16 protein-coding genes are annotated in these 15,925 nt (G+C 51.0%); 15 read left to right on the forward strand and 1 reads right to left on the reverse strand.

Going from position 1 to position 15,925, the window contains the following annotated elements; translation table 11 throughout:
* Positions 1–15: 15 nt before the first annotated feature.
* The 11 genes from ACR9FF_RS10115 (at position 16) to ACR9FF_RS10165 (ending at position 13,841) form a co-directional block, all read left to right on the forward strand.
* Positions 16–1,632, forward strand: coding sequence for a response regulator (locus ACR9FF_RS10115; protein WP_435170809.1), 1,617 nt, complete (start codon positions 16–18; stop codon positions 1,630–1,632).
* Positions 1,633–1,655: 23 nt separating this feature from the next.
* Positions 1,656–2,933, forward strand: a complete 1,278-nt coding sequence (locus ACR9FF_RS10120) for an ABC transporter substrate-binding protein (RefSeq protein ID WP_435170811.1) — start codon at positions 1,656–1,658, stop codon at positions 2,931–2,933.
* A 540-nt stretch (positions 2,934–3,473) separates the two neighbouring features.
* Complete coding sequence (locus ACR9FF_RS10125; protein ID WP_127496940.1) at positions 3,474–5,114, forward strand: extracellular solute-binding protein; 1,641 nt, start codon at positions 3,474–3,476, stop codon at positions 5,112–5,114.
* A 117-nt stretch (positions 5,115–5,231) separates the two neighbouring features.
* Positions 5,232–6,086, forward strand: a complete 855-nt coding sequence (locus tag ACR9FF_RS10130) for an ABC transporter permease (protein ID WP_236013348.1) — start codon at positions 5,232–5,234, stop codon at positions 6,084–6,086.
* Positions 6,087–6,097: 11 nt separating this feature from the next.
* Positions 6,098–6,979 (forward strand): carbohydrate ABC transporter permease, encoded by an 882-nt coding sequence (locus ACR9FF_RS10135; protein ID WP_127496938.1) that lies wholly within the window; start codon positions 6,098–6,100, stop codon positions 6,977–6,979.
* A 42-nt stretch (positions 6,980–7,021) separates the two neighbouring features.
* The gene (locus ACR9FF_RS10140) at positions 7,022–8,152 is read left to right on the forward strand and encodes a glycoside hydrolase family 88 protein (RefSeq protein ID WP_127496937.1); all 1,131 of its coding nucleotides are present in this window, start codon (positions 7,022–7,024) and stop codon (positions 8,150–8,152) included.
* A gap of 210 nt (positions 8,153–8,362) precedes the next feature.
* Positions 8,363–10,726, forward strand: coding sequence for a helix-turn-helix domain-containing protein (locus tag ACR9FF_RS10145; RefSeq protein ID WP_435170814.1), 2,364 nt, complete (start codon positions 8,363–8,365; stop codon positions 10,724–10,726).
* A 12-nt stretch (positions 10,727–10,738) separates the two neighbouring features.
* Positions 10,739–12,349 (forward strand): extracellular solute-binding protein, encoded by a 1,611-nt coding sequence (locus ACR9FF_RS10150; protein WP_435170816.1) that lies wholly within the window; start codon positions 10,739–10,741, stop codon positions 12,347–12,349.
* A 92-nt stretch (positions 12,350–12,441) separates the two neighbouring features.
* Complete coding sequence (locus ACR9FF_RS10155) at positions 12,442–12,837, forward strand: phage holin family protein (protein WP_435170818.1); 396 nt, start codon at positions 12,442–12,444, stop codon at positions 12,835–12,837.
* Between the two features lie 74 nt (positions 12,838–12,911).
* Complete coding sequence (locus ACR9FF_RS10160; protein WP_435170820.1) at positions 12,912–13,307, forward strand: hypothetical protein; 396 nt, start codon at positions 12,912–12,914, stop codon at positions 13,305–13,307.
* A gap of 144 nt (positions 13,308–13,451) precedes the next feature.
* Complete coding sequence (locus ACR9FF_RS10165) at positions 13,452–13,841, forward strand: cytochrome c oxidase subunit II (protein ID WP_015843678.1); 390 nt, start codon at positions 13,452–13,454, stop codon at positions 13,839–13,841.
* Between the two features lie 44 nt (positions 13,842–13,885).
* Here ACR9FF_RS10165 and ACR9FF_RS10170 read toward each other — a convergent pair whose 3' ends face one another.
* Positions 13,886–14,143: a hypothetical protein gene (locus tag ACR9FF_RS10170; protein ID WP_015843679.1), complete on the reverse strand. Its 258-nt coding sequence runs from the start codon at positions 14,141–14,143 to the stop codon at positions 13,886–13,888.
* A 109-nt stretch (positions 14,144–14,252) separates the two neighbouring features.
* On the opposite strand from ACR9FF_RS10170, the gene ACR9FF_RS10175 reads away from it, so the two are divergent.
* The 4 genes from ACR9FF_RS10175 to ACR9FF_RS10190 are packed head-to-tail and all read left to right on the forward strand — an operon-like array spanning position 14,253 to position 15,869.
* A complete protein-coding gene (locus ACR9FF_RS10175; RefSeq protein WP_127496932.1) occupies positions 14,253–14,540 on the forward strand; it encodes a Dabb family protein in 288 nt (95 codons plus the stop codon).
* Positions 14,541–14,565: 25 nt separating this feature from the next.
* Positions 14,566–14,688 carry a hypothetical protein gene (locus ACR9FF_RS10180; protein ID WP_015843681.1) on the forward strand — a complete coding sequence of 41 codons (123 nt, stop codon included), beginning with the start codon at positions 14,566–14,568 and terminating at the stop codon, positions 14,686–14,688.
* A gap of 4 nt (positions 14,689–14,692) precedes the next feature.
* The gene (locus ACR9FF_RS10185; protein WP_127496931.1) at positions 14,693–15,139 is read left to right on the forward strand and encodes a DUF86 domain-containing protein; all 447 of its coding nucleotides are present in this window, start codon (positions 14,693–14,695) and stop codon (positions 15,137–15,139) included.
* A 49-nt stretch (positions 15,140–15,188) separates the two neighbouring features.
* Positions 15,189–15,869, forward strand: coding sequence for a helix-turn-helix transcriptional regulator (locus ACR9FF_RS10190; protein WP_174806591.1), 681 nt, complete (start codon positions 15,189–15,191; stop codon positions 15,867–15,869).
* Positions 15,870–15,925 lie beyond the last annotated feature (56 nt).

Here is a 15,925-nt window from a genome sequence, read left to right on the forward strand (position 1 = left end):
GAGAGATTATGGCAGATGTACCGAGTGATGATTGTTGAGGATGAGTTTATCGTGCGCTACGGTATTCGCTCTATGATCGATTGGGAGAAGGTAGGATTGGAAGTAACGGGCGAAGCCGCCAACGGAAAAGAGGCACTGGAGCTCATTCGCCGGGATCCTCCCGATATTCTGATCACGGATATCAAGATGCCGGTTATGGACGGGATTCGGCTCATTGAGGAAGTCCGAAGCAGCGGATTTACGATGAAAGTGATTATTTTAAGCAATCTGGAAGAGTTCCAATATGCCCAAAAAGCTATTCGTTACGGAGTTTCGGAGTATATGATCAAGTCGGATATGATGCCAAGGGATTTCGAAAAAGCATTAATGAACGTTAAAGCTTCATTGGATACGGCCGAGTCAGATCCCGAAATCAATGCAAAAGCGTCTATTGTTGAACCGGCACGGAAGGAAAAGCTGCTGCTGGGATTGATTGAAGGAAGCCGCACGGAAGAAGGGGAAGCCGGTTCGATTCCGGAGGAAGCGGAGCTTAATGGCTTGCATCTGCCTGCCTATCTCCTGTACACGCTTATTCACACGAGAGACTGCGGGCTGTTCGAGAAGCAGCAGGTCATTCATGAAACGTTCGAACAGATCGGAAGCGATCGAAGCTTTGTTGTGTTTGCGGATAAACAAGGGGAAATTAACGTCCTGCTTCCGGTTCCGCAGCATGAGGCGGTCAATTTGGAAGGGATTAAGCAGCTGGCGGAACGGATCATCTCCCATCTATCGCAGGCTTACGGACTTGCATGTACGATTGGGTTAAGCGGAAGAGTAAGCGAGTGGACGGAGCTAAGCAAGGCATACGGCGAGGCTTTGGCGGCTGCCAAGCAAAGCATGTTCGCCGGGATCGGGAAAGCGATCTTGTATTCGGAGCTTGCCGGGGCCAAGGAAGCAGACGGCGCGCCAATTAAGGTAAGCCAATCCCATATTCATACTTTGCTGTATGGGCTGCAGTCCAAGGAGCTTCACGATTATGTGAACGGCTTATTCGATCAGTTGGGCAGGCGGCAGGATCCGGATCTGGTGCAGCTCATCTCCCTTGAATTGATTATGATTCTAACGGCGATATGGCCGGATGTCTCCCATGATCAGCAGCAGGTGGTCCAATTGAAAAAACAGTATTTCGACCAATTATCGAAGCTGGAGACGATTGAGCAAAGCCGCGACTGGTTCCTCCAAGCCTTCGCGGAGCTTCTTGAGCATATGATTCGCATTTATAACAGTGACCGGAACAGTATAATAAAAGCAACGCAGTACATTCAGCAGCATTACCAGCAGGAAATATCCTTGCAGTCCATTAGTCATTTCGTTCATTTGAGCAAAAATTATTTTGCGAATCTGTTTAAGAAGGAAGTCGGGGAAAGCTTTCTGGAATACGTAACGAGAGTACGGATTGAGAAAGCAAAGGCGCTGTTGGCCGGTGAGATGAGAGCTGCCGACGTCGGGCAGATGGTCGGCATTCAGGACCCTAAATATTTCTCGAAAGTATTCAAGAAGATTACGGGAGCAACTCCTTCGGAATATAGAAGCTTAGTGAAAGATAATAAGGAGAACAAAGGGATTATAGATAGCTCTGAAACAGGGCAATAAATATGTCTGCGGAAGGTGAAAGTGTGGGGAAAAAGCTTTCTGCATGGTTGTTCGTTATGGTGGCATGCATGGGATTGCTGGTCGGATGCGACGGTTCGGGCAAAGCGGAAGCACCGGTCCGTAAATCGGCCAAAGCACCGGTTGAAATCTTGTTCTGGAATCCGTTCGGCGGCGGAGAAGGAGACTACGTTGGCCAAATCATCAAAGATTTTAACGAGTCCCAGCAGGGAATCGTCGTCCGGCAGCTTCGTCTCGAATCCAATGAATATTACGTCCGGCTAAGCACGGCATTATCTTTCGGGAAAGGCCCCGATGTGGCCGTTGCCCATGCGGACCGGGTATCGCCTTTTGTGAAGGCGAAGCAGATTATTCCGCTCGACGGGCTGGCGCAGTCTGCCGGATTAGATTTCAGTCATATTGAGCCAACAAACCGAAATAGCGTCGTGTATAACGGGGAGACGTATGCGGTTCCGATCGATACGCATTTTCACATGCTGTATTACAACAAGGATTTGCTGGCTAAAGCCGGATTGGACGAGGACGAGGTTATTTCCAAGCTCCGCCATCTAACGCCGCAGGAGTTTATGGATTTCCTCACGTTGCTTCAGAACCGTTTGCCCGGCGTACAGCCGCTTGCGGTGAATACGCCTTTTTTCCAGGAGCCGTTTCTGGATATGTATTACGAAGCCGGGGGCGAGCTGCTTACTCCCGATATGAAGCATGCGGCGATCAATAATGAGAAGGCGCTTGAGGTGCTCCGGTTCTACCAGAAGCTGTTCGCCAGCGGTCTAAGCGACCTTAACGATAAAACGCCTTGGGATACCTTCCACAACGGCCAAGCCGTATTCTGGATGGGAGGAATATGGGAAGCGGGTCATCATCTGAAGGATTCGTCCTTTCAGAGCGGAATTGCGGAGCTCCCGTCCTTGTTCGGCGGAAATAAGCAATGGGGCAGCTCGCATACCTTGGTTATTCCGACCTATGTGACGAAGGAGAAGCAGCTCGCGGCGATGGCTTTCATCCGTTATTTCTCGGAAGTCGGCAGCTTGACCTGGGGGGAAGCGGGACATGTTCCTGCCAACAGTACGGTGCAAAACGACTCCCACTATCAGAACCTCCCGTACCGCAAGCTGTTCCTGGAATCGTCGCATCATGTGAAGCTGGCTCCCAATACGGACAAATATTCCGCTTTGTACACCGTTCTGTCGGAGGAGCTTCAGAATATTATTGCCAATCGACAGGATCCCAAGAAAGGCCTCGTTGATCTGGAGCAAAAGGTAAACGAGCTGTTAGCGAGCTGAGAAGAGGAATAAATGCGGTCCTTCCGTGTCCCGGCGGTCAGTGGAGGAAAAAGTCATAATTCGATGCTGTTTTAAAAGGGCTAGAGATTTAGGGAAACATCCCGAATCTCTAGCCCTTTATTATTCCTCTCTCTCCGAGAGAAGGGAGGAATAGAGGAAATGTATCTCCTGAAGGAAAGTGTATGCTTCCGAAGTAGCTTTCTTTCAGAAAGCTTTTAAGCGCCCGCCTTTGCCAGTCGTGAAATCTCGTTGAAAAACGAGTTGATTCAAAATTTCACGATGGCAACAGCGACGTAAGGAGATACATTTCCGGCATTCCGGCAAAATCTCTCCAATACGCTTTTCCCCCACTCATTATCGATTTTTCCTATTGATTTGTACAAATCATCACTCCCACCATCAATATAAATGGCGAAATCCTCAATTCCCCCTTCTCAAATCCCCATTTGATTGCATCTTTTGCCCATATCGACTCTCCTCCTGCTCCTTTACTCTATGGATGTAGCCATTTTCACTACACAATTAAACGGAGGTAGGGTCATGAAAAAATGGGTAGCAGGTTCGCTCAGCATCGCTTTGCTGGGAACAATGCTTGCAGCGTGTTCTTCCAATAATGATAAGAACGGCGGCAGCTCGAACTCGGGCAATAACGGCAACAGCTCGGCGGAACAGCCGGCGGAAGCAACAACGTATCCGATTAAGACGGATAAGACGCTCTCGTATTGGGGCGAGATTAACGGTCAGCTGATCGGCGTAAAGGAATCCCACAAGGATATTCCGTTCTTCCAGGAATGGCAGAAGAAAACCGGCGTACCGCTCGAATTTACGGAGCCGCCAACCGGACAAGTAAAGGAAGCGTTTAACGTGATGCTCGCATCCGGCAAGCTGCCGGACATGGTGGAGTACAACTTCATCGGCGACTTCCCGGGCGGTCCGGAGAAAGCGATCCAGGACGGCTATATCGTGAAGCTGAACGATCTGATCGATAAATACGCGCCTAACCTGAAGAAGTATCTGCAAGATAATCCGGACATCGACAAAATGGTGAAAACGGACAGCGGCAGCTACTACGCCTTCCCGTTCATCCGCGGCGACGAATACCTGCGCGTGTTCCAAGGTCCGATTATCCGCAAGGACTGGCTGGATGAGCTTGGCCTGGCTGTACCTGAGACGATCGACGACTGGACCGCGGCGCTTACCGCATTTAAAGAGAAGAAAGGCGCTGCTGCACCGCTTACGTTCAACAGCAAGCCGCGCTTCTTCAACGACGGCGGCAACGGTGCCTTTATGGGCGCGTTTGGCGTAACGCGCGGCTTCTACCAGGAAGACGGCAAGGTCGTGTTTGGTCCGGAGCAAGAGGGCTACAAGCAATACCTGGAGCTATTCCGCGACTGGTATTCGAAAGGCCTGATCGACAAGAACATTGCAACGGCGGACACCAAATCGGTGGACGGCAACATTGCGTCCGGCGCAACGGGCGCTTCGATCGGCAATGCCGGCGGCGGTATCGGCAAGTGGCAGCCGCTTGTTGAAGCGAAGGATCCAAAAGCCGTTCTGATCGGCGCCCCTTACCCGGTACTGAAGAAAGGCGACACGCCGAAATTCGGCCAGCATAACACCGCTTACGCATCCGAAGGTACGGTAGCGATCACGACACAAGCGAAAGATCCTGAGCTCGCTGTCAAAATGCTCGACTACGGCTATAGCGAAGAAGGCGGCCTGTTCTTTAACTTCGGTACGGAAGGCGTCAGCTACAACATGAAGGACGGCTACCCGACTTACACCGATCTTCTGCTGAAGAATCCGGACAAGCTGGCTCCGGCGCAAGCGATCTCGCTCTATACGCGCGGCAGCTACAACGGTCCGTTCGTTCAGGACAAACGTTATGCCGAGCAATTCTTTGCTCTTCAGTCGCAGCGCGACGCGGTAACCACATGGCAAAAAACGGACGCGGCGAAATACCAGCTGCCGCCAATCACGCCATCGCCTGAGGAAGCTTCCGAGTACGCGGCCATTATGAACGATATCAACACGCTGGTGGACGAAATGTCCCTGAAGATCATCCTGGGCACGGAGCCGGCCGATGCGTTCGCCAAATACGTGGACAAAATGAAATCGCTCAATCTGGATCGCGCGATCGAAATTCAGCAAGCGGCGCTTGACCGTTACAACAATCGTTAATAGATAGCAAGAGAGGAGAGGGCCTTGAAAGCCCTCCTTCTCCCTCAATAAGGAGTGAGGCATGTGGGGAAAAACCGCTTTATACGCGATTTTAAGCTAAACAAACTGCTCTATCTGATGATGCTTCCCGTCATCGCGTATTACCTTATTTTTCACTATATTCCCATGTACGGGGCGTTAATTGCCTTCAAGGAATACTCCCCGATGAAAGGCATCCTGCACAGCGATTGGGTTGGCCTCAAGCATTTTCATGATTTCTTCGGCAGCTATTACTTTACACGGATCCTTAAGAATACGCTTGTCATCAGCTTGTATTCGTTAATCTTCGAGTTCCCCGCACCGATTATATTGGCGCTGCTCATTAACGAGGTTCGCAACAAGACATTCAAACGGGTAGCTCAAACGATTACGTACATGCCTTACTTTATTTCCCTCGTAGTCATTTGCGGGATCATTACGGACTTTACGAACGCTGACGGCATTATCAATAGATTGTTTATGCTGTTTGGCTACGACGGCCAAGCGATGCTGCAGAAGCCGGAGCTGTTCCGTCCGATTTACATTTTATCGGAGATCTGGCAGCGGATCGGCTGGGAGTCGATTATCTATATCGCGGCGCTGATGAGCATCGACCAGGAGCAGTACGAAGCGGCCAGAATAGACGGCGCAAGCCGGATAAAGCAGATCTTCTTCATTACGCTTCCGGGCATCCTGCCGACGATTACGATCATGTTCATCCTGCGGATGGGCAATATGCTGAACGTTGGCTTCGAGAAAATCATTCTGTTGTACAATCCGGTTACCTACAATACGGCGGACGTGATCTCGTCCTTCGTCTACCGGAAAGGTTTATTGGAATTTGGATGGAGCTACAGCTCGGCAGTCGGATTGTTCAATTCCGTTGTTAACCTTGCCTTGCTCGTTACCGCCAATTACATCAGCCGCAAGGTGAATAAAAGCAGTCTATGGTGAGGTGAGAATCCATGCAAATGAAGGCGACTTTATCCGAGAGAGTGTTCGATGTCGTTGTATACGCCGTCCTGATCCTCCTCATCGTGTCGACGTTGTATCCGCTGCTGTACGTTTTGTTCGCTTCCTTCAGCGACGCGGGGCAGCTTGTAGCCAATAAAGGCATCTTATGGCATCCATTAGGATTAAGCCTGGATGCGTATACGAGCGTGTTCAAAAATCCGGGCATTACGACCGGTTACAAAAATACGCTGTTTATTCTCGTATGCGGTACGGTTCTCAACCTGATTATGACCGCGCTGGGCGCGTATGTCTTATCCCGCCGGGATGTCATGTGGAACAATCTGTTCATGGGCATGATTTTGCTAACGATGTTTTTCAGCGGCGGCCTCATTCCGCTATACCTCGTTGTAAAAGGCGTAGGCCTCTTGAATACGTTATGGGCAACGATTATTCCGTTTGCGATCAGCACGTTTAACCTGATCATTATGCGTACCGCGTTTAAAGGTATTCCGGAAGCGCTGGAGGAATCGGCCAAAATCGACGGAGCCAACCACTTTACGATTTTGTTCCGGATTATCATTCCTCTCTCGATGCCGGTTATCGCGGTTATGATCCTGTATTATGCGGTAGACAAATGGAACGGCTGGTTCTACGCCTCGATCTTTATCCGCAGCCGGGAGCTGTTCCCGCTGCAGCTGGTGCTGCGCGAGATTCTGATTGCGAACTCGACGGACAGCATGGCATCGGGCGCATCGGCAGGAGACCGGTTCCAGATTGGCGAAACGATTAAATACGCGACCATTATGGTGGCTACGGTTCCGATTCTATGCGTCTATCCGTTTGTGCAGCGCTTTTTCGTCAAAGGCGTTATGGTAGGCTCGGTTAAAGGCTGATTTATTTCATAGTCCAAGAGAATAATCCGGGAGGCAGGGAACATGCAAGCAAGCTCGACTCAAAGCAAATTGGATGTAAAGCGCATTTGGAAGCAGCTTGAAGAGAAGGTAGACCGCATGATCGTTCAAATCGGGGAGAAATCCCCGCATGCGGCCAAGGCGGACGGCATTTACGATGATCAAAGAATCGACTGGTGGACTTCGGGTTTCTGGCCGGGCATTCTGTGGCTGATGAACGAAACGACCGGCAACGAGAAATATAAAGAGGCTGCCTGGAGCTGGGATGAGCGGCTGGAAGCGCAAATGCTCCGGCCGAACTCCTTCGACCATGACGTAGGCTTCCACTTCCTGCCGACGGCAGTTGCGAAATACCGGATTACCGGAGACAAAGACGCGTTGCGCCGCGGCTTGTTCGCCGCGAATTTTATGGCGGGACGCTTTAATCTGAACGGGCGGTTTATCCGCGCCTGGAACGGCGACATGCATGGCTGGTCGATTATCGATACGTGCATGAATCTGTCGCTTCTGTACTGGGCATCGGCCGAGAGCGGAGATTCGCGCTTTGCGCATATAGCCAGCGCGCATGCGGATACGGTATTGAAACATTTTATCCGCGAGGACGGCTCGGTGAACCATATTGTCTGCTTCGATCCGGAGACGGGCGAATTCGACCAGGTGCGCGGCGGGCAAGGGGCAGCGCCGAATTCCGGCTGGAGCCGCGGCGCTTCCTGGGCCTTGTACGGAATGGCGAACACTTTCCGTTATACCGGCAATATCGAATATTTGCGGGCGGCGCAGCGCGTTGCGCATTATTTTATCGCGAATCTGCCGGAGGATCATGTTCCTCACTGGGATTTCCGCGCGTCGGAGCAGATGGACGAAGAGCCACGCGATACGTCGGCCGGAGCGATTGCCGCTTCGGGCCTGATCGAATTGGCAGCTCTGCTGGCCGAGAAGGAAGGACGTATCTACCGCGAAGCGGCAGAGCGCATTCTGGCGTCGCTTTATTCGAATTACGGCACATGGGCCGAACCTTCGCATGAAGCGATTCTGAAGCATGGCACCGGCCATAAACCGGCTGGGCAGAACGTGGATGTGTCTCTTATCTACGGAGACTACTTCTTCGTCGAAGCCATCGCGAAGCTGAACGGCTGGAAGCAGCGTATGTTCTAATACCGAATATCGTATAATGGCAAATAGCCCGATTGGATGATTCCAACGGGCTATTTGTGCTGTTTTTGGGGCTCCAGTAGAGCTATCGTCAATCGTTTTGCACATATTGCAACTTCCTCTGGCGCCTTTTGTATGCGTATAATAAGGTTCTAAAGCTGGCAAACAACATGAGCAACCTTAACATTTACGTACAGGCGAGGAGATCTTGGTTTGAATATTCGATCCATATGGGAGAAACGGAAAAGCATCATCGTAACGTGGCTGATTTCCTATTGCGCGGTATTATTCGTACCGATACTAATCAGCTTAATTGTATATTCGCAGTCGAGCGCGGCGCTTCGAAGCGAGATTCACCGTGCCAATGATTCGCTGCTCAAGCAGGTGGGCTACACCATCGATAATCAGGTGGACCAGATGAAGCGTCTGACCATGGAGCTGACCTGGAATGCAAGGCTTCAGACCTTGATGTATTCGAGCAGAACGGAAGCGGATGCGCAATTCGATGCTTATCAGCTCGTGAAGGAATTTCAAACCTATCAGACTTCTTATGCTTCGATAGATGAGTTTTACGTCACCTGGGAGCGGGAGCATGCGGTATTGCGCTCCGGCAATGTCCGCGATATGAAGACGGCCTTTGCCACCCTTCACGACACCGGCCAGATGAGTTATGAAGATTGGCTGGCTGCCGTAGAGACTTCCGAGCATAACCAGTTTACGCTGCTGCCGCTTATGGATGCGGGGGCTACGCAGTCTTCAATCGCCTACATTACTCATTTGCCTAAAGATCTGAACGGCAGGCAAGCAGGCACGGTAGTGGTGATGTCGGATTTGGCCAGATTCCAGAATGCCATCAAGAGCATCTCCGGCTTTAGCGGAGGGTACGTTCTCATTCTGAACCGGAATAACGAGGTGCTGCTGTCCAATCTGCCGAAGAAGCAGGGCGAAGAGGTTATCCTGCAGAAGGTTCGGAGCGGCGGCGAAGAGATGCCGACCTCGATGAAATCGGGAGATTCGGAAATCTTTTACCTGCAATCATCCGTATCGGATCTAAAGTACGCGCTGGTGATCCCTAGCAGCATTTATTGGCAGAAGGCCGAATATGTCCGGAAGCTGACGCTGGTGAGCGTACTGATCAGCGTGATGGGGGCAGGCGTGCTTACATGGTTCTTTATGCGCCGCAACTATTCGCCGATCCAGAAGCTTGTAGAGTCGTTAACCGACAAAAATAACGATGAAGAGCATGCGGAATGGAACGAGCTGAATTTCATTCAGCGGGCGGTTAGCCGGACGCGAAGCGAGAAGGACAAAATCGCGATGCAGCTCCAGATGCATCACAACGTGCTGCGGTCGAACATGCTCAGCAGGCTGCTGAAGGGTCGGCTGGATTCGCCTATTCCTTACGAGGAAGCCTTCAAGACGTACCGCATGGAACAAATCTCGGATGATTACGCGGTTATTTTATTTGTTATCGAGAATGATGAAAGCCTTTACGAGAAGCTGCCGGGCATTGACGACAATGAACGGAGAAGATTCCTTCAATTCATTATCAGCAATGTCGTGGAGGAGCTTGCCGGACGATACGATCATGCGGGCTATGTTGCGGAAATGGACGACATGATGGTCTGCCTCGTGAATTTGTCCTGCGGCAGCGGGGATGACGATCAATACAAGAAGGATTTGCACGAGATCGCAACGGAAGCGCAGCGCTTCCTGAAGCGTTACGATATGGATCTTACGGTGGCGATCAGCGGCAGGCATAGCACTTTGACGGGGATTGCAGCCGCTTATAGCGAAGCGGTAGATGCGATGGAGTATAAAATGGTGCTTGGCAAAAAAGGCATCATAACTTATGACGATATCCGCAAGACGCCTACCGATGCCGTTCAATTCGGTTACCATTATCCGCTTCAGGCGGAGCAGCAATTGATTAATCTGATCAAGAGCGGCGATTTCGAACAGGCTTCCGCTTTCATGAATGAGATTGCGGACCGCAACTTCCAGCAGCCGATGATGAATCTGACGCTGGCCAAATGCTTTATGTTTAATCTGGTCGGAACGATGGTGAAGGCCATTAACGAGCTTGGCGACGGCAAGGGCAGCGTTCTGAACGATAATCCGAATTGGATGAATGGCATTATGGCTTGCGATACGGTCCAGGAGATGCGGCAGGAGCTTCATTCTTTGTTAAGGGATGTATGCGCTTTCGCCTCTGCAAGGCTCGAATCCAATATGACGCATGAGCGCGCCGAGTCCATCCGCGATTTGTCGGCCCGCGTGGCCGGATACATTGGGGAGAATTACGGAGATTCCAATATGAACGTTAATACGATCGGCGAGCATTTCGATTTGAAGGGAAGCTACTTGTCCAAGCTGTTCAAGACGCAGACAGGCGAAGGGCTGCTGGACTATTTGCATAAATACCGGATTGCCGAAGCCAAGCGGCGGATGACGATGCTTCAGGAATCCGTAAACGAGGTATCGCGCGCGGTTGGATACAATGATGCCGCAACGTTTATCCGTGTATTTAAAAAGTACGAAGGCATAACGCCGGGCAAATACAAGGAAATGAACTAGGGGGATATCACAATGAAGAACTACAGCATAATTGCCATCCTCCTGATTACCGCTGTTTCGCTAAGCTGTCTGGCCGGCTGCAAGCAAACGGGCCATAACGGACAACATTCAACGGCCCAGAAGAGGGAGGAACGGCAATCGCCGGCATCAGGCGAGACATTGACCTACTGGGCCGAGTTAAACGGCAATGCGGCGAGCGTCAAGCCGCGTTTTCAAGACGTTCCTTTTTTCCAGGAATGGCAGAAGCGCACCGGCGTTAATTTGAAATTCATCCAGCCTCCCGCCAACCAGGCGAAGCAGGCTTTGAATGTCATGCTGGCTTCGGGGGAGCTGCCGGATATGATCGAATACGAATGGGCGACTTTCCCCGGCGGGCCGGAGAAAGCGATAAAAGACGGCTATATCCTGAGGCTGAATGATCTGATTGATCGATACGCCCCGAATTTAAAGCGGTACTTAAGCGAGCATCCGGACATTGACAAGCAGATCAAGACGGCGGACGGCAGCTATTACGTGTTCCCTTTCATTCAGGGGGATGCGAGGCTGCGGACTTACCAAGGTCCGATTATCCGCAAGGACTGGCTGGAGGAGCTTGGCTTGTCCGTTCCGGTGACGATCGACGATTGGCATGCGGTGCTGAAGGCGTTCAAGGAGAAAAAGGGCGTGCAAGCGCCGCTTACGTTCCTTAGTACGCCCAGTCCGCTGTTCGGCGTGGAGAACGGCGCGTTCGTCGGAGCATTTGGCGTGAAGAAAGGGTTCTATCTGAAGGACGGGCAGGTCAAATTCGGCCCGATAGAGCCGGGATACAAGCAGTTCTTGTCCTTGTTCCGCGACTGGTATGCCGAAGGGCTGATCGACCGCAACATTGCGACGGTGGATACAAGAACGATTGATTCCAGCATGCTGAACGGCAGAAGCGGCGCAAGCATCTGGAATGCCGGATCCGGGATCGGGACCTGGCTGCCGCTGCTCAAGGAGAAGGATCCGGACGCGGAGTTTGTGGCGGCGCCTTATCCGGTCCTTCATCAAGGGGAGCGGCCGATGTTCGGCCAAAGAGTGAATCCTTACATGAGCAGCGGCGGCGTTGCGATCTCGACGAATAGCAGCCATGCCGAAGAGGCGGTTCGGATGCTGGACTACGGTTACGGCGAAGAGGGGCATCTGCTCTTCAACTTCGGAATTGAAGGCGTAAGCTATACGATGCAAGGCGGAAAGCCGACGTACACGGATCTGATCCTCCATAATCCGGATAAGCTGGCTCCGTCCCAGGCCATTGCGATGTACAGCAGGGCGAGTTACTTCGGCCCGTTCGTGCAGGACGTAGCTTACATGGAGCAATATTACATGCTTCCGGAGCAGAAGGAAGCCGTGAATATATGGGCGGATACCGAAGCGGAGAAGTATATGCTGCCGCCGGTTCAGAAGACCGAGCGGGAAAGCGCGGAGTTTTCCGCCATCATGCAGGATGCCACGACGCTCGTGGACGAAATGTCCTTGCGCATTATTCTGGGAATCGATCCTCTCGACTCGTTCGATGATTACGCCGCCCAGCTCAAAGCGCTTAATATTGACCGGGCGATCGCGATCCAGAAGGCGGCGCTTGACCGCTATATGGCCAAATAGCCCGTTTGATAGAATGTATACCATTCGAACAAGCACCCCTTATTTTATCTGCATAGAATAGATGGATTACTTGCAGAAAGGGGTGACGAGAGATGCAGTTAGTCATGGTGTGCTCGGTTAGCGGGATTATCGGCTTTGTGATTACGTTTGCATTCGGCGGATGGATGGAATCATTAACTCTATTGGTAGTGGCGATGGGCATTGATTACGTTTCGGGCATAACCGCGTCAATTAAAGAAGGGAGAGGATTGAACAGCTTTTTCGGAGCTTGGGGGCTGGCACGAAAAGGAATGATGCTGCTCGTCATTCTTCTTGCGCATCGGATTGATATTTTGCTTGAGCTCGATAATATTACCATGGGTGCAGCTATCTATTTCTATATAGCGAATGAGATCATTTCCATTATAGAGAATTACGGCCGGATTGGTCTTCCGCTTCCCGACCGCATACGCAAAATAATTGAGGTGCTGAAGGATAAAGAGAAGTAAGATTAGGGTTGCGTTGTACAAGCGGCGTTCGCTATAATGAGAACAAGTGTTCGATTTATAGGAGGCGATAGCAAATGGCTATCCGGTATGCTGATGAACAGGTACGCGAGCGGGAGGCTCCGGCCTATTCGGCAGAGGACGAAACAACGCTTGTGCAGCGCTATGTCCTGCTTGGAATCGTGATGCTCGTATTGGATCATGATATAAGAGTAATGGGGACGGGCTCCATTAAGCTTCCGAGACTGTATGAATCGCTGCTCCGCGGCATACAGGACCGGGTCTTGCTGGAGCAGGCCGCGTTGCGCATGCAGTTCAGGAAGGCGGGCATCAAGCTGTTGGAGGAACGAAGATTGAAGGAAGGCATGGAGACGGTCTACATATGCCGCGGCAGCACAAAGCGCTGCTATCTGCCATGGAGCTATTTGAAGGCGGAATCGGAGCAGGCCATTAAGCAATACTTTAAAAGTTAAAGTCACAAAAAGTTCATTGTTTTGTCATATTCGGGAAAAAACTTTTCCTGATTCTGCAGTTTAATGTTGAGAACTTCGGACGATCTTATGTAATATAAGAATTAAACACTAAGACAATAAGATCGCAAAGGGGAGCACGTAGCAATGCACAAATGGATCATGTTCGTACTATTATCAGCGGCATCTCTTCTCGGGGTATACTTGCTGACATTCGGCCTCCCAGCCAAACCGGTAGACGAATCTGCTTCACTTCCTGAAGGTACGGTACTCGTTAAAGTTGAAGCGAACAGCGACTTTACTTACGGTCAAGAGGAATACCATGTCAAGGTTGGCGACAAAGTTATCCTGAAGCTGCAAAATAAAAGCGGTATCCATGGTTTGAAGATTGAAGATCTGAACGTAGATCTCGAAGGCGATAATCTCGAGACCAACCTGGAATTTGACAAGCCAGGCGAATACGTGATGCATTGCTCCGTCCCATGCGGCGCAGGTCATGCGGATATGAAAGCGAAGCTTATTGTAGACGCGGCATAATGATAAGGAAAGAGGAGCCTCAGGGCTCCTCTTTCGATTTGTATCTATGCTCTATCGCGGTCGCGGCTTCTGCCGCGTTCAATCAGTCTGTCGGCGATAAACCCTAGAAGGGCCCATGTCGCGACGGTAAGTACGTACATAAGAAGAACGTTTACCTTATGGATGTCGACGAACATGTCCACGATCCATGCCGGAGGGCTAAACATAAAAAACACGAAATTATGCGGGTCGTAACCGGTTGAATTATAAACACATAGGGCAAGACCTATGAAGGTAGCCACAAACATAACGGGATAGCGCATAACGTACCGTTCCTTTCTCAGGCTAATGTTGCCGTAATGCGACTGCTTGGGTTATTATGTGACAAAAGGATATTTGTCATTCGACAAGTTGAAGGGAGCATGACCATTTATGATTACGCATATCGTATTGTTCAAGCTGAAGGACGGAAGCAGTGAAAACGTGGAACGCACGGCTCAAGTATTGCGGGATATGGAAGGCAAAATCGACGAGCTGAAATCGATCGAAGTTGGGCTTGACGTTATCCATTCGGCACGCTCTTACGACATCGCTCTGATCACGAGATTCGAGTCGATGGAAGCGCTTGAAGCGTATCAGGTTCATCCCGTACATAAAAAGGTCATCGAGCATATTAACGAAGTTCGCGAAGCTGTTGTTGCCGTTGACTTCGTAAGCTAATCGGACAGGGGAGCGCGAACCGTTCATGGGAGACGTCTTTGAGATTATGACTTATTTGATCGTGATCCTCATCAGCAGCGTTGTGATGGTGGCATGGTTAAAGAAAAAAGGAAAAAAGAAGAAAGCAAGGCTGAAAGCGGGCGAATAAAGACATGTATTATGTAAATAAAGAACAAATTGCAGTTAGACTAAAGGCTATACCGGATATCGCAACGGCTCTTGAAGCATTGGCTTCAAGCTGGCAGGGTACGCTGCTTGAAGGTCTGGCACAGGAGCGGGCTTTGCATCTCGCGATTGAGACCGTTACGGATGTCGGCAGTTACCTGATTGACGGTTTTATTTTGAGGGATGCGAGCAGCTACGAGGATATTGTGGAAATTGCCGGAGAAGCGGGCGCTTTCCCGGAAGCGATGCAGCCGCTGCTTATCGAGCTGGTTAAGCTCCGCAAACCGCTTGTTCAGGATTATTACAGCTGGCCTAGAGCCGAGCTGCATGCCCTGACAAGGGATATTCCGCAGCAGCTTCGATTGTTCGGCGAGTCCGTACAGCAGTATTTGGAGCGCGAGCTGCCGGACGAATCCGATTTACGAAAAGATTGAAATACGTTACAATGACCCTAACAATGCCTGCAAAGGTGGTGATGGGTTGATGCTGGAGAAGCAGCGCGCGATGGAAACGGAATCCCGCAGCGTGGAAGGAACAACACGGAGCCGGATCTTGTTCTTGCTGAAGACTAACGGTCGATTAAGCGCAGGACAGCTATCCGGAGAGCTAGGAATAACCGAAATGGCAGTAAGGCGGCATATGTATGCGCTCGAGCGTGAAGGCAGCATCAGCATCGTCTCCGTTAAGCAGGGGATGGGGCGGCCGGTGCACGCTTACGAGCTGACGAGGCTTGCCGATGACCGCTTCCCGAAAAACTATAATCTTCTTGCGCTTGATCTGCTTGAGGAGCTGGCGGAAGACCCCGAGACGGCAGGGCTGATTACCCGCATGTTCGAGGGACGTCAGCAAAAGCTTCTGGACCGGTACGAGCCAAGGATGACCGGCAAAAGCCTGTCGGAGAAAGTAACGGAGCTGGAAGCGATTCAGAATGCCGGCGGCTATATGGCTAAGGTAGAAGATAGGGATAACGGTCAATACGTTCTCCATGAATATAACTGTCCGATTGCGCAAGTCGCGGGTAAATACGAGCAGGCTTGCAGCTGCGAGCTTTCCTTGTTCGAGTCTTTGCTCCAGACGAAGGTGGAGCGGACGGAATGCCTTGCCAAAGGCGGGGGTAGATGCAGCTATACCATCGGAATTGAACATCAGGCTAACGGTTCTTAACGAATCGTTAGCTTTTTTATTGCCTTCTTTTGTGTCAGGTCAAGCCCATGCTGCTT

This window comes from Paenibacillus glycanilyticus, from assembly GCF_051200795.1.
Taxonomy (GTDB): Bacteria; Bacillota; Bacilli; order Paenibacillales; family Paenibacillaceae; genus Pristimantibacillus; species Pristimantibacillus glycanilyticus.

Excerpts from the sequence above, each read along its gene's own strand:
- ACR9FF_RS10115 (WP_435170809.1), top strand. The coding sequence starts at position 16 with ATGTACCGAGTGATGATTGTTGAGGATGAGTTTATCGTGCGCTACGGT.
- ACR9FF_RS10125 (WP_127496940.1), top strand. The coding sequence starts at position 3,474 with ATGAAAAAATGGGTAGCAGGTTCGCTCAGCATCGCTTTGCTGGGAACA.
- ACR9FF_RS10130 (WP_236013348.1), top strand. The coding sequence starts at position 5,232 with ATGATGCTTCCCGTCATCGCGTATTACCTTATTTTTCACTATATTCCC.
- ACR9FF_RS10135 (WP_127496938.1), top strand. The coding sequence starts at position 6,098 with ATGCAAATGAAGGCGACTTTATCCGAGAGAGTGTTCGATGTCGTTGTA.
- ACR9FF_RS10140 (WP_127496937.1), top strand. The coding sequence starts at position 7,022 with ATGCAAGCAAGCTCGACTCAAAGCAAATTGGATGTAAAGCGCATTTGG.
- ACR9FF_RS10150 (WP_435170816.1), top strand. The coding sequence starts at position 10,739 with ATGAAGAACTACAGCATAATTGCCATCCTCCTGATTACCGCTGTTTCG.
- ACR9FF_RS10155 (WP_435170818.1), top strand. The coding sequence starts at position 12,442 with ATGCAGTTAGTCATGGTGTGCTCGGTTAGCGGGATTATCGGCTTTGTG.
- ACR9FF_RS10160 (WP_435170820.1), top strand. The coding sequence starts at position 12,912 with ATGGCTATCCGGTATGCTGATGAACAGGTACGCGAGCGGGAGGCTCCG.
- ACR9FF_RS10165 (WP_015843678.1), top strand. The coding sequence starts at position 13,452 with ATGCACAAATGGATCATGTTCGTACTATTATCAGCGGCATCTCTTCTC.
- ACR9FF_RS10170 (WP_015843679.1), bottom strand. The coding sequence starts at position 14,143 with ATGCGCTATCCCGTTATGTTTGTGGCTACCTTCATAGGTCTTGCCCTA.
- ACR9FF_RS10175 (WP_127496932.1), top strand. The coding sequence starts at position 14,253 with ATGATTACGCATATCGTATTGTTCAAGCTGAAGGACGGAAGCAGTGAA.
- ACR9FF_RS10180 (WP_015843681.1), top strand. The coding sequence starts at position 14,566 with ATGGGAGACGTCTTTGAGATTATGACTTATTTGATCGTGATCCTCATC.
- ACR9FF_RS10185 (WP_127496931.1), top strand. The coding sequence starts at position 14,693 with ATGTATTATGTAAATAAAGAACAAATTGCAGTTAGACTAAAGGCTATA.
- ACR9FF_RS10190 (WP_174806591.1), top strand. The coding sequence starts at position 15,189 with ATGCTGGAGAAGCAGCGCGCGATGGAAACGGAATCCCGCAGCGTGGAA.